General features: G+C 70.8%; 12 protein-coding genes and 1 riboswitch. Of the genes, 6 read left to right on the top strand and 6 right to left on the bottom strand.

What is annotated here, in order from left to right; genetic code table 11:
• Positions 1 to 3 precede the first annotated feature (3 nt).
• The 6 genes from frr to NLX86_RS00530 all read left to right on the top strand — a co-directional run bounded on the left by frr (position 4) and on the right by NLX86_RS00530 (position 6,887).
• Positions 4 to 561, top strand: coding sequence for a ribosome recycling factor (gene frr / locus NLX86_RS00555; protein WP_254369524.1), 558 nt, complete (start codon positions 4 to 6; stop codon positions 559 to 561).
• Entirely contained in the window at positions 561 to 1,652 is a 1,092-nt protein-coding gene (locus NLX86_RS00550; protein ID WP_254369523.1) for a phosphatidate cytidylyltransferase, read from the top strand. The genes frr and NLX86_RS00550 overlap by 1 nt, the downstream gene beginning before the upstream one ends.
• Positions 1,653 to 1,753: 101 nt before the next feature.
• The gene (gene rlmN, locus NLX86_RS00545; RefSeq protein ID WP_254369522.1) at positions 1,754 to 2,860 is read left to right on the top strand and encodes a 23S rRNA (adenine(2503)-C(2))-methyltransferase RlmN; all 1,107 of its coding nucleotides are present in this window, start codon (positions 1,754 to 1,756) and stop codon (positions 2,858 to 2,860) included.
• A 19-nt stretch (positions 2,861 to 2,879) separates the two neighbouring features.
• A riboswitch (TPP riboswitch) is annotated at positions 2,880 to 2,990 on the top strand.
• An 83-nt stretch (positions 2,991 to 3,073) separates the two neighbouring features.
• The gene (locus NLX86_RS00540; RefSeq protein WP_254369521.1) at positions 3,074 to 4,165 is read left to right on the top strand and encodes a thiamine ABC transporter substrate-binding protein; all 1,092 of its coding nucleotides are present in this window, start codon (positions 3,074 to 3,076) and stop codon (positions 4,163 to 4,165) included.
• A 65-nt stretch (positions 4,166 to 4,230) separates the two neighbouring features.
• On the top strand, positions 4,231 to 5,838 hold the full coding sequence (locus tag NLX86_RS00535) for an iron ABC transporter permease (RefSeq protein ID WP_254369770.1): 1,608 nt from the start codon (positions 4,231 to 4,233) through the stop codon (positions 5,836 to 5,838).
• The gene (locus tag NLX86_RS00530; protein ID WP_254369520.1) at positions 5,838 to 6,887 is read left to right on the top strand and encodes an ABC transporter ATP-binding protein; all 1,050 of its coding nucleotides are present in this window, start codon (positions 5,838 to 5,840) and stop codon (positions 6,885 to 6,887) included. Before NLX86_RS00535 ends, NLX86_RS00530 begins: the two co-directional genes overlap by 1 nt.
• Here the strand turns inward: NLX86_RS00530 and NLX86_RS00525 are convergent.
• From NLX86_RS00525 to NLX86_RS00500, 6 genes are all read right to left on the bottom strand, one after another.
• Entirely contained in the window at positions 6,877 to 7,800 is a 924-nt protein-coding gene (locus NLX86_RS00525) for a hypothetical protein (protein WP_254369519.1), read from the bottom strand. The genes NLX86_RS00530 and NLX86_RS00525 overlap by 11 nt on opposite strands.
• Before the next feature lie 103 nt (positions 7,801 to 7,903).
• Positions 7,904 to 8,998, bottom strand: coding sequence for an LOG family protein (locus NLX86_RS00520; protein ID WP_254369518.1), 1,095 nt, complete (start codon positions 8,996 to 8,998; stop codon positions 7,904 to 7,906).
• A 75-nt stretch (positions 8,999 to 9,073) separates the two neighbouring features.
• Positions 9,074 to 10,204, bottom strand: coding sequence for a hypothetical protein (locus tag NLX86_RS00515; protein WP_254369517.1), 1,131 nt, complete (start codon positions 10,202 to 10,204; stop codon positions 9,074 to 9,076).
• The gene (locus tag NLX86_RS00510) at positions 10,186 to 10,914 is read right to left on the bottom strand and encodes an ABC transporter ATP-binding protein (RefSeq protein WP_254369516.1); all 729 of its coding nucleotides are present in this window, start codon (positions 10,912 to 10,914) and stop codon (positions 10,186 to 10,188) included. Before NLX86_RS00510 ends, NLX86_RS00515 begins: the two co-directional genes overlap by 19 nt.
• A gap of 249 nt (positions 10,915 to 11,163) precedes the next feature.
• A complete protein-coding gene (locus tag NLX86_RS00505) occupies positions 11,164 to 12,543 on the bottom strand; it encodes an aspartate aminotransferase family protein (protein WP_254369515.1) in 1,380 nt (459 codons plus the stop codon).
• Entirely contained in the window at positions 12,528 to 13,031 is a 504-nt protein-coding gene (locus NLX86_RS00500; RefSeq protein WP_254369514.1) for an Lrp/AsnC family transcriptional regulator, read from the bottom strand. Before NLX86_RS00500 ends, NLX86_RS00505 begins: the two co-directional genes overlap by 16 nt.
• Positions 13,032 to 13,144 lie beyond the last annotated feature (113 nt).

Raw genomic sequence — 13,144 nt, 5'->3', positions numbered from 1 at the left:
GTGGTGATCGAAGAAATCCTCCTCGAGGCCGAGGAGAAAATGGAGAAGGCCGTCGTGGTCGCCAAGGAGGACTTCGCCGCGATCCGCACCGGGCGTGCGCACCCGGCGATGTTCAACAAGATCGTGGCGGACTACTACGGTGCGCTGACGCCCATCAACCAGCTCGCCTCGTTCGCGGTCCCCGAGCCGCGCATGGCCGTGGTGACCCCCTTCGACGCGAGCGCGCTGCGCAACATCGAGCAGGCGATCCGCGACTCCGACCTCGGCGTCAACCCGAGCAACGACGGTCGCATCATCCGGGTCAACTTCCCGGAGCTGACCGAGGAGCGCCGCCGCGACTACATCAAGGTCGCGAAGACCAAGGCCGAGGACGCGAAGATCTCGATCCGCTCCGTCCGCCGCAAGGCGAAGGAGACCCTCGACAAGCTCGTCAAGGACAAGGAGTCCGGCGAGGACGAGGTGCGCCGCGCGGAGAAGGAGCTCGACGACACCACCGCGAAGTACGTCACGCAGGTGGACGAGCTGCTCAAGCACAAGGAAGCCGAGCTGCTCGAGGTCTGATGAACGACTCTTCCTGGGGGGCCCCGCCGAGCGCCGGATACGCCGGCGGCCGGCTGCCGTCCGACCAGGGGCCCGCCCCGGCGGGTCCCGCATACGATGCGCATGGGGCCCAGCAGACTCGGCCCATGCCCATCGTGCCCGACGCAGGCAGAGACTTCGACGACCACGACGAACGCGACCGGGGGTCCGCTCAGCTGGGCGGTCCCCTGTTCAGTGAAGAGATGCCGCAGGAGCCCATGCCCAGCCCCACGCCGGCCTCGCAGCCACCCCAGAAGAAGCGGGCGGGCCGTGATCTGCGTGCCGCCATAGGGGTGGGCCTCGGTCTCGGTGCGGTGATCATCGCATCGCTCTTCATCGTGAAGGCCGTCTTCGTCGGCGTGATAGCGGTCGCGGTGGTCGTCGGCCTGTGGGAGCTGACGTCCCGGCTGGACGAGAAGAAGGGCATCAGGGCCCCGCTCGTGCCGCTGGCCGTCGGCGGCGCGGCGATGGTCGTGGCCGGCTACGCGCGCGGCCCCGAGGGGGCCTGGATCGCGATGGCGCTCACGGCGCTCGCGGTGCTGGTCTGGCGGATGACCGAGCCGCCCGAGGGCTACCTCAAGGACGTCACGGCGGGTGTGTTCGCGGCGTTCTACGTGCCGTTCCTGGCCACCTTCGTCGCCCTGATGCTGACGGCCGAGGACGGCTCGTGGCGGGTGCTCACCTTCCTGGTCCTGACGGTGGTCAGCGACACCGGGGCGTACGCCGTCGGCTGGCGCTTCGGCAAGCACAAGCTGGCACCGAGGATCAGCCCCGGCAAGACCCGCGAAGGGCTGTTCGGGGCGGTGGCCTTCGCGATGGGAGCCGGCGCGCTGTGCATGGAGTTCGCGATCGACGGCGGCACCTGGTGGCAGGGGCTGCTGCTCGGCCTCGCCGTCGCGGTCAGTGCGACCCTCGGCGACCTGGGCGAGTCGATGATCAAGCGGGACCTGGGCATCAAGGACATGGGCACGCTGCTGCCGGGGCACGGCGGCATCATGGACCGGCTGGACTCGCTGCTGCCGACGGCTCCGGTGGTGTGGCTGTTGCTGGTGGTGTTCGTAGGGGCCGGTTGACCACTGGTCTGCACCGGCTGACCTGGCCTTATGGCGGTTGGGGGCTCGTTGTCCACAGGGCGGCGAGTCCCCTTCCGTACGTCTGCGACACTGGATGAACCATGCCTGTACCTGGAGAACTCACTTTCGTCGCGCCGCGCGGAGCCAAGAAGCCCCCGCGGCACCTCGCCGACCTCACGCCCGCCGAGCGCCGCGAGGCCGTGGCCGCGATCGGCGAGAAGCCGTTCCGCGCCAAGCAGCTGTCGCAGCACTACTTCGCGCGGTACGCGCACGACCCGGCCGAGTGGACCGACATCCCCGCAGCCGCGCGGGGCAGGCTCCAGAGCGAGCTGCTGCCGGACCTGATGAACGTGGTGCGGCACATCAGCTGCGACAACGACACCACCCGCAAGACGCTCTGGAAGCTGCACGACGGCACGCTCGTCGAGTCGGTCCTGATGCGCTACCCGGACCGGGTGACGATGTGTATCTCCTCGCAGGCCGGCTGCGGGATGAACTGCCCGTTCTGCGCCACCGGACAGGCCGGCCTCGACCGCAACCTGTCCACCGCCGAGATCGTGCACCAGATCGTGGACGGCATGCGCGGCCTGCGCGACGGCGAGGTCCCGGGAGGCCCGGCGCGGCTCTCCAACATCGTCTTCATGGGGATGGGCGAGCCGCTCGCCAACTACAAGCGGGTCGTCGGTGCCGTCCGACGGCTGACCGACCCGGAGCCGGACGGCCTGGGCCTGTCGCAGCGCGGCATCACGGTCTCGACCGTCGGCCTGGTGCCGGCGATGCTGCGCTTCGCCGACGAGGGCTTCAAGTGCCGCCTCGCGGTCTCGCTGCACGCCCCGGACGACGAGCTGCGCGACACCCTGGTGCCGGTGAACACGCGGTGGAACGTCCGGGAGGTGCTCGACGCCGCCTGGGAGTACGCCGAGAAGTCCGGCCGCCGCATCTCCATCGAGTACGCCCTGATCCGGGACATCAACGACCAGGCGTGGCGGGGCGACCTGCTGGGCCGGCTGCTCAAGGGCAAGCGGGTCCATGTGAACCTGATTCCGCTGAACCCGACGCCGGGGTCGAAGTGGACCGCGTCCCGTCCCGAGGACGAGAAGGCGTTCGTCGAGGCCATCGCGGCCCACGGCGTGCCCGTGACGGTGCGGGACACCCGGGGCCAGGAGATCGATGGAGCGTGCGGACAGCTCGCGGCGTCCGAGCGGTAGTCTGGGCTCGAACATTCGCATATTCCGACAGGGGAGCGCCACAGCGCTGAGAGTGCGACAACCGTCGAGTCGCAGACCCTCTGAACCTTGCCCAGGTCATTCTGGGTAGGAAGTTCGGTCATCACTCAAGCTGTTGCGCCCTGCCCGGCGTCCGCTCCAACTGAGCGCCGGGCAGGGCCGCGTCTCTTCCTGGTCACTCCAGGAGGAATTTCAGTGAGCACCACCAAGAAGCTGGCGGTTACCGCCGTAGCCGCCGCTGTCGGCGTCTCGACGCTCGCCGCCTGCGGGGAGTCCAAGGACTCCACCACGGAGGGCGGCGCGAAGTCCAAGACCGTCACCCTTGTCAGCCACGACTCCTTCGCCGCCTCCCCGGCCGTGCTGAAGGAGTTCACCAAGGAGACCGGCTACACGGTCAAGGTGCTCAAGAGCGGCGACGCGGGCGCCGCCCTCAACCAGGAGATCCTCACCAAGGGCTCCCCGCGCGGCGACGTCTTCTTCGGCGTCGACAACACGCTGCTCTCGCGCGCCCTCGACAACGGCATCTTCACCCCGTACGAGGCCAAGGGCCTGGACCGGGTCGCCGCCGAGGCTCAGCTCGACCAGGACCAGCACCGTGTCACGCCCGTCGACACCGGTGACATCTGCGTCAACTACGACAAGAAGTTCTTCGCGGACAAGAAGCTCAGCCCCCCGCAGTCCTTCGACGATCTGATCAAGCCCGAGTACAAGAACCTCCTGGTCACCGAGAACGCCGCGACCTCCTCGCCCGGCCTCGGTTTCCTGCTCGCCACGACCGCCGAGTACGGGGACGAAGGCTGGCAGGACTACTGGAAGAAGCTCAAGGCCAACGGTGTCGAGGTCGTCGACGGCTGGGAGCAGGCCTACAACGAGCGCTTCTCCGGCTCTGCCGGCGGCAAGAAGGCCAAGGGTGACCGACCGCTCGTCGTCTCGTACGCCTCCAGCCCGCCGGTCGAGGTGCTGTACTCCGAGCCGCAGCCGAAGGAAGCCCCGACCGGTGTCTCCACCGGCACCTGCTTCCGGCAGACGGAGTTCGCGGGCCTGCTGAAGGGTGCGAAGAACGAGGCGGGCGGCAAGGCCCTGCTGGACTTCCTGGTGAGCAAGTCGTTCCAGGAGGACATGCCGCTGAACATGTTCGTCAACCCGGTGGTCAAGGACGCCGAGCTGCCCGAGCTGTTCAGGAAGCACGGCGTGGTGATCGGCAAGCCCGAGGCCGTCGCTCCGGAGAAGATCGCCGAGAACCGTGAGCAGTGGGTCAAGTCATGGTCCTCGCTCGTCCTGAAGTAAGGACCGACAACGCCGCCCCCGCGGCCGCGAAGGCCGGTCGCGGGAGCGCGTCGCGGCTCGGCCTGATGGCCGTGCCCGTCGCGTTCTTCGCGGTCTTCTTCGCCTATCCCGTCACCGCGATCGTCGCCCGCGGGCTCAAGGCCGACGGCGTCTGGCGGTTCGGGCGGATCGGCGAGGTGCTGGGCGAGCCGGACATCGTCCAGGTGCTGTGGTTCACCACTTGGCAGGCGCTCGCGTCCACGGCGCTCACGCTCCTGATCGCGCTCCCCGGCGCGTACGTCTTCGCGCGCTTCGACTTCCCCGGCAAGCAGCTCCTGCGCGCGGTCGTGACCGTGCCGTTCGTGCTCCCGACGATCGTGGTCGGGACCGCGTTCCTCGCGCTGCTGGGGCGCGGCGGGCTGCTGGACGAGACATGGGGCGTACGGCTCGACACCACGGTGTGGGCGATTCTGCTGGCGCATGTCTTCTTCAACTACGCCGTGGTCGTCCGGACCGTCGGTGGCCTCTGGTCGCAGCTCGACCCGCGCCAGGAGGAGGCCGCCCGGGTCCTCGGAGCAGGCCGTTTCGCGGCCTGGCGGCGGGTGACGCTGCCCGCGCTCGGCCCCGCCGTGGCCGCCGCCGCGCTCATGGTCTTCCTCTTCACCTTCACCTCCTTCGGTGTCGTCCAGATCCTGGGCGGTCCGGCGTTCTCCACCCTGGAGGTGGAGATCTACCGGCAGACCGCGCAACTGCTCGACCTGCCCACCGCCGCTGTACTGACGCTGGTGCAGTTCGCGGCGGTCGGCGCGATCCTCGCGGTGCACGCGTGGACCGTACGCCGGAGGGAAAGCGCGCTGAAGCTGGTGGACCCGGCCCGGACCGCGCGCCGGCCACGCGGCGCGGGACAGTGGGCGCTGCTCGGCGGGGTCCTCGCCACCGTGCTGGTGCTGATCCTGCTGCCGGTCGGTGTGCTGGTCGAGCGCTCGCTCGACGGGCCGGACGGCTACGGCTTCGCCTTCTACCGGGCCCTGACGTCGGCGGACGGCGGCACGTTCCTGGTGCCCCCGCTGGAAGCCGTCGGGAACTCGCTGCAGTACGCCCTGGTGGCCACCGCGATCGCCCTGCTCGTCGGGGGGCTCGCGGCCGCCGCGCTGACCCGGCGCGCGGGACGGTTCGTGCGCGGCTTCGACGCGCTGCTGATGCTTCCACTCGGCGTCTCCGCGGTGACCGTCGGCTTCGGCTTCCTGATCACCCTCGACGAGCCCCCGCTCGATCTGCGCGCCTCCTGGATTCTGGTCCCGCTGGCGCAGGCACTGGTCGGCGTCCCCTTTGTCGTACGGACGATGCTGCCCGTACTGCGCGCGGTGGACGAGCGGCTGCGCGAGGCGGCGGCAGTGCTCGGGGCGTCCCCGCCGCGGGTCTGGCGGGAGGTCGACCTGCCGATGGTGCGCCGGGCGGTCCTGATCGCCGCCGGCTTCGCTTTCGCCGTCTCCCTGGGCGAGTTCGGGGCGACCGTCTTCATCGCCCGGCCCGACAACCCGACGCTGCCGGTCGCGGTGGCGCGGCTGCTGGGGCGGGCCGGTGAGCTCAACTACGGGCAGGCGATGGCCCTCAGCACGATTCTGATGCTGGTCTGCGCGGCGGCGCTGCTGGCGCTGGAACGTATCCGTACCCAAGGCTCCGGGGAGTTCTGATGGCTGATGCCGGCGCGCTGCTGCGGCTGGATTCCGTGACCGTACGGTTCGGTGGGCGGGCGGTGCTCGACGCGGTGGACCTGGAGGTCGCCGAGCACGAGATCGTGTCCGTGCTGGGGCCGAGCGGCAGCGGCAAGTCGACCCTGCTGCGCGTCGTCGCCGGACTTCAGGACGCGTCGGGGCGGGTGCTGCTGGCGGGCGCCGACCAGACGTCGGTGCCGGTGCACCGCCGGGGCGTCGGGATGATGTTCCAGGACCACCAGCTGTTCCCGCAGCGGGACGTCGGCTCGAACGTCGCCTTCGGGCTGCGCATGCACGGCGAGGGCCGGGCCGGACAGGCGCGCAGGGTGGACGAGTTGCTCGAACTCGTCGGCCTGCCGGGCGCCCAGCGCCGGGCCGTGGCGTCGCTGTCCGGCGGCGAGCAGCAGCGCGTCGCGCTGGCGCGTGCGCTCGCGCCGCAGCCGAAGCTGCTGATGCTCGACGAGCCACTCGGGCAGCTCGACCGCGGCCTGCGCGAACGGCTCGTCGTCGAACTGCGCCACCTCTTCGGCCGGTTGGGCACGACCGTGCTCGCCGTCACCCACGACCAGGGTGAGGCCTTCGCGCTCGCCGACCGGGTCGTCGTCATGCAGGACGGCCGCATCGCCCAGGCGGGCTCGCCGCTGGAGGTCTGGCAGCGGCCCGCATCGGAGTTCGTGGCCCGCTTCCTCGGCTTCGACAACGTCGTCGGCGCGACGGTGAGCGGGACGGCCGCCGACACCCCCTGGGGCAAGGTTCCGGTGCCGGACGGCTCGCCCGAGGGCGACTGCCGGCTGCTCGTGCGCCCCACAGGCGTCCGTCTGGTCCCGGCGGCGGACGGTCTGCGCTGCACGGTGGAGGCGCGGACCTTCCGGGGCAGCCACGTCGCCGTACTCCTGCGGCCCGACGACTCGCCCGCGCTCGAGGCGGAGTGCTCGCTGCGGGACGCGCCGGAGGAGGGCGCGACGGTGGGGGTGGCCTTCGAGGCCGGGGAAGTGGTCGTTCTGCCGTCGGACGAACTCAGCGGGTGAGCAACTCCTGCGGCTCGGGCCGGGGCTGGGCCGTATCCGGTCCGCTCTCGCCGCCCTCCGGAGCCCCGAACCAGGCCACCGCGACCGCTCCCGCCACCGCCAGGACGAACCCGGCCACCGCCAGCCAGGCGAACCCCGGTCGGGAGGTGTCGCCCAGCCACCAGACGCCGATCATGCCGGGCAGTACGGTCTCGCCGACCACCAGCGCCGCCGTGGCGCCGTTCACGGAGCCGATCTGCAGGGCGACCGTGTGCAGGTACATGCCGCCGGTGCCGGCCACCAGGATCGCGTAGAGGGCGGGGTCGCAGAGCAGCGCGCCCAGGTCGTACGGATCGATGCCGTTCAGGATGCGGACGCCGACGCCCAGCGCGCCGAAGCCGAGGCCGGAGAGGAGACCGGCCAGGATCGCGGCGCGCCCGCCGAGGAGCCGTACGACCGCCGTGCCGCCCACCATCAGCAGCACCGAGACCGCCAGCAGCCACCAGTGGGTGGAGAGCGGGGTGTGGCCGCTGCCCTCCGGGCCCGCCGCGGTGGCCAGCAGCACCAGCGCCGAGCAGACGACGCCGATCGAGGTCCACTCCTTGCGGGTCAGGGTGATTCCGAGCAGCTTGACGCTCAGCACCGCTGTGATCACCAGGTTGGCGCTGATGACCGTCTGGGAGAGGAAGAGCGGCAGCATCCGGGCGGCCAGTGCGCCGAGCCCGAACCCGACGAAGTCAAGGATCGTGCCGACGATGAACTCCCAGGTCATCGCCGCCTTCGCGGTGGACGACAGGCTGGGTCCGCCGTGCTGCGTCAGGCCGGTGGCCGCTGCCTCCCGGCGGGCGGACTTCCGGGAGCCCACGGCTTGCAGCACGGAGCCCGTGCCGTAGCAGATCGAGGCCGCGACAGCGGTCAGAAGGCCGATGAGCACCGAAAGCTCCGTTCACGTGTGGTCAGTCGGGGCGGGTTCAGGACCGCTCCGACTGCCAGACGTGCGTTTCGGCACGGAAGTTGCTTCTGCCGCTGAACAGGGCCTAGGAGGACAGCTCGGCGAGGGCGTCCGGGACCTCCGCGACGCTGTCGACCAGGGCGATCCGCGAGTCCATGGAGCGCCCGTTCGCGAGGGACCGCAGCAGCGGCCAGGCGGGCAGCCGCTCCGTCCAGTGGGCGCGGTTCACCAGCACCATCGGGGTCGGCTCGCCGCGCGACTCGTAGTAGTTGGGCGTTGCGTTGTCGAAGATCTCCTGGACCGTGCCGGCCGCGCCCGGGAGGAAGATCACACCGGCGGTGCACCGGGCCAGCAGGCCGTCCTCGCGGGTGGCGTTCGCGAAGTACTTGGCGATGTGGCCGGCGAAGGCGTTCGGCGGCTCGTGCCCGTAGAACCAGGTGGGGATGCCGATGGAGTCGCCGCCTTGCGGCCAGCGTGTCCGTACCTCGAAGGCGGCCTGCGCCCAGTCGGTGACGGACGGGACGAACGACGGCGCCTTGGCGAGCAGCTCCAGGGCCTCGGCCAGCACGTCGTCCTCGAACGGGGCCGTGTACGCGCCGAGATTCGCGGCCTCCATCGCCCCCGGGCCGCCGCCGGTGGCGATGGTCAGGCCGCGGCGGGTCAGCTCTCGGGCCAGGCGGGCCGCTCCGGCGTACTCGTCGGTCCCGCGCGCCATGGCGTGACCGCCCATGACGCCCACCACGCGGGCGCCGACGAGCCGCTCGTCGAGGGCGTCGGAGATCGCGTCGTCGTGGATGGCCCGCAGCATCGAGGAGAAGATGTCGCCGTCCGACTTGGCCTGCTGGAACCAGGCGTACGCGAGGGCGTCGGGCGTGTCCTCGTAGCCCGTCTCGAGACCGGCGAACAGCTCGTCCGCGGTGTAGAGCAGGCCGCGGTACGGATTGAACGGCAGATCCGGTATGGGCGGGAAGACCAGTGCGCCGTCCGCGCGCACCTTGGCGGCGGCGTCGGGCTCCATGGGGCAGCCGAGGAAGACGGCGCCAGCGGTGTCGGCGGCGAGGAGGGCGAACGTGCGCTCGGTCAGGTTGACGGACTGGATGCGGTATCCGCTGAGCGAGCCGCGGGCGACGGCCTGGTCGAACTCGGCCAGGGTCTCGATTTCGAAGTCTTCGGAGGCCACGCCGCCACGATAGCCGTGCGGCGGGCACCCCCGAACGCCGGTGCTCGGGCCCCCGGCCGCCGGGGGCCCGGATGGTCAGGGGGTCAGGAGGAGGGCGGCCAGGTGGGCGACTGCCCAGGTCAGCGGGGTGAAGATCGTCAGCAGTGCTGCCGCTCGGAGCGTGGCCGCTCCTCGGAGGAGCTTCGCCGGGGTGCCCAGGCGACGCAGCGTATCCGTGGTGTCGGCACGGGCGTGCCTCGCCTCCAAAGTCGCCGTCAGGAGCGTCGCCGTGGTGCAGCCCATCACCAGGGCCACGCCCAGGCCGGCGAGCGGGCCGAAGGAGTCCGGGCCGGAGCCGGCGTCGTACAGGCTGGTCAGGGCGATCGCGCCGGACGCCACCGCGCACAGCACGCCGAGTGGCCGGCCGATGCGGCTCGCCTCCTGCTGGAGCGCGCGGCCCGCCAGCAGCCGCATCGCGCCCGGCCGGGCGGACTGCAGCAGCCGGCCGCAGAAGGCCGTCAGGCCGGGCCCCGCCATGGCCAGCCCCAGCGCCGTGAGTGCCCAGCCGCCCAGGACTCCTGCCGGGCTGCCGTCAAGCCCGCCGGCCGCGCCCCGGCTCGCGTACGCCTCCACCGCCAGGCCCGCCGCGACCAGCGCGACACCCCAGGGGAGGCCCTCCGGCTGCCGCGGCACGGCATCGGCCTCCTCCGGTTCGGCCGGGGTGACGCGGCGCGGGCGCAGTGCGAGCGCGCTGGCCGTCGCCGCGCACAGCGGCACCAGGCTCAGCAGGGTGAGGGCCGCCGCCAGCGGCAGCGGCTGGTCCGCGGAGAGCAGTTCGGCGGCCGCGCCGTCGAAGGGCAGGCCGCTGAGGTCGCCGCGCAGGTGGAGGAAGAACAGCAGGGCCACCATGCTGCCGAGCGTGCAGGAGACGGCGGTCGAGGTGGCGGCCACGGCGGTGAGGCGGGCCGGGCCGAGGCCGATCGCGGAGAGGCCGGGCCTGGGGCGCGTACTGGGATCCGTACGGGCGACGGCGACGGCGAGGTGCACGGTCGCGGCCAGCGGGACCATGCACCAGAGCAGTCGCAGGAGGGAGCCCGCCGGCTGGGCCAGCGCGCTGCCCAGGGTGCACAGGAGCAGGAAGCCGACCCCCGCGGAGGCGGCGGCCACCATCAGCCGGCGGAGCTGGACCAGGGGGTGGGCGCCACGCGCTAGGCGGAGAGCGAGCACGCGGTACGGCCTTCCGGCTCGGCGGACAGGTCGGTGCCGACGCGTCGGCCGTCGAGCAGCGACACCGCCCGGTCGGCGAGCGCGGCCACCTCCGCGTCATGCGTGGCGAGGAGCAGGGTGATGCCATGTGAGCGGGCCGCGGTGGTCAGGGTGCGCAGTACCTGCGCGCCGTCGGTGCGGTGCAGCGGGGCGGTGGGCTCATCGGCGAAGAGCACCGCGGGCATGGTGACCAGGGCGCGGGCGAAGGCCACGCGCTGCCGCTGCGCCTGCGTGACTGCGTGCGGCCGTTTGCGTGCGGCCGCCCCGATGTCGAGGCGTTCGAGCCATTCCGTCGCCGAGGTTCTGGCGACCCGCCGCGTGGCGCCGCGCAGCAGGAGCGGAAGGGCCGCGTTCTCCCAGACAGTGAGTTCCGGTACGAGCTGGGGCTCCGGGCCGATCCAGCCGAAGCGCTCCCGGCGCAGCCGCTCCCGGAGCAGCGGGCCCATGGTGTGGACGGGCGCGCTGTTGAACCACACCTCGCCCTGCTGGGGCACGAGCTGCCCGGAGAGGCACTGCAGCAGGGTGGTCTTGCCGCACCCCCGCGGTCCGTGCACGGCGAGGATCTCGCCCTCGCGGACACCGAGCGAGACGCCGGTGAGTGCGGGCGAGCCGCTGTGGGAGCAGTGCAGGGAGCGCGCCCAGAGCACATCGTTGTCCGGCGGGGCCACCATGGCGTACACCTCGGTTCGGATGAGACTTCGGATCGGGCCGTCTGCCCGGTTCCCCCGTACGGGGGAACGATGCCGAAGCCGGTCGGTCACTGCGCCGTGAAGGCACCGTAGGAACCGTAAGGAGCAGAACCCGCGGAGGGCGGACAGCACACGGCCCGGACGCGCTCGTTCTCACTCGAACGGGCGCATCCGGGCCGTGTGGTCCGACGGCGGTGAGGGGTGCCGCCGGAGTCTCCTGCCGGGGAGGGACTAGAGCTTCGTCCAGGCCTCCGTGAGGACGCTGCGCAGGATGCCCTCGATCTCGTCGAAGGTCTCCTGGGTGGAGATCAGCGGCGGGGCCAGCTGGACGACCGGGTCGCCACGGTCGTCGGCCCGGCAGTACAGGCCGGCGTCGTAGAGCGCCTTCGAGAGGAAGCCGTAGAGCACGCGCTCGGTCTCCTCGTCGGTGAAGGTCTCCTTGGTGGCCTTGTCCTTCACCATCTCGATGCCGTAGAAGAAGCCGTTGCCGCGGACGTCGCCGACGATCGGCAGGTCGTGCAGCTTCTGCAGGGTCGAGAGGAAGGCACCTTCGTTGTCCAGCACGTGCTGGTTGAGGCCTTCCTTCTCGAAGATGTCGAGGTTGGCCAGGCCCACCGCCGCGGAGACCGGGTGGCCGCCGAAGGTGTAGCCGTGCAGGAACGTGTTCTCGCCCTTGTAGAACGGCTCGGCGAGACGGTCGGAGATGATGCAGGCACCGATCGGGGAGTAGCCCGAGGTCATGCCCTTGGCGCAGGTGATCATGTCCGGTACGTAGCCGAACTTGTCGCACGCGAACATCGTGCCGAGACGGCCGAAGGCACAGATGACCTCGTCCGAGACGAGCAGCACGTCGTACTGGTCACAGATCTCGCGCACCCGCTGGAAGTACCCGGGCGGCGGCGGGAAGCAGCCGCCGGCGTTCTGCACCGGCTCGAGGAAGACGGCCGCGACCGTCTCCGGGCCCTCGAAGAGGATCTGCTGCTCGATCTGGTCGGCGGCCCAGCGGCCGAAGGCCTCGGGGTCGTCGCCGTGGATCGGCGCGCGGTAGATGTTGGTGTTCGGCACCTTGCGCGCGCCGGGGACCAGCGGCTCGAAGGGGGCCTTGAGGGCGGGCAGGCCGGTGATGGACAGGGCGCCCTGCGGGGTGCCGTGGTAGGCGACCGCGCGCGAGATGACCTTGTACTTGGTGTGCTTGCCCTGGAGCTTGAAGTACTGCTTGGCCAGCTTCCAGGCGGTCTCGACGGCTTCGCCGCCACCGGTGGTGAAGAAGACCTTGTTCAGGTCGCCCGGGGCGTGCTGCGCGAGCCGCTCGGCCAGCTCGACGGCCCTCGGGTGGGCGTAGGACCATACCGGGAAGAAGGCGAGTTCCTGGGCCTGCTTGTAGGCGGCCTCGGCGAGCTCGTGGCGGCCGTGGCCGGCGTTGACCACGAACAGGCCGGAGAGGCCGTCGAGGTAGCGCTTGCCCTTGTCGTCGTAGATGTAGGTGCCCTCGCCACGCACGATGGTGGGCACGGGTGCGTTCTCGTACGACGACATGCGGGTGAAGTGCATCCACAGGTGGTCGTACGCGGTCTTGGAGAGGTCCTTGCTCACGGCTATCGGGTTCCCCACATGTAGGTCTGCTTCTTCAGCTTGAGGTAGACGAAGCTCTCGGTGGAGCGCACGCCGGGGAGCGAGCGGATCCGTTTGTTGATCACTTCCAGCAGGTGGTCGTCGTCCTCGCAGACGATCTCCACCATGAGGTCGAAGGAGCCCGCGGTCATCACCACGTACTCGCACTCCGCCATGGTCGTCAGCGCGTCCGCCACGGAGTCCAGATCGCCCTCGACGTTGATGCCGACCATCGCCTGCCGCCGGAACCCCACGGTGAGCGGGTCGGTGACGGCGACGATCTGCATGACGCCCTGGTCGAGCAGCTTCTGTACGCGCTGGCGTACCGCGGCCTCGGAGAGGCCCACGGCCTTGCCGATGGCGGCGTAAGGACGGCGTCCGTCCTCCTGCAGTTGCTCGATGATCGCCAGGGAGACAGCATCGATCGACGGGGAGCCGGATCTGTTCCTGGAATCTGCGCTTCGACTGACCACGAACTCACTCTGCACGAGGACTCGTCTGTTCCGCAAGCCGTGACCGATGAAATTCGTTGTTCTGGGGTTCAAATCTCACCGAATCCGTAGTTGGTCGGCGTTGGGTATGTCGAAAGCGTCGCCGAAGC

Source organism: Streptomyces sp. A3M-1-3 (assembly GCF_024213665.1).
Lineage (GTDB): Bacteria > Actinomycetota > Actinomycetes > Streptomycetales > Streptomycetaceae > Streptomyces.
Note: the sequence above shows the minus strand (reverse complement) of the source record. Positions and strands in the feature narration are given on the sequence as shown.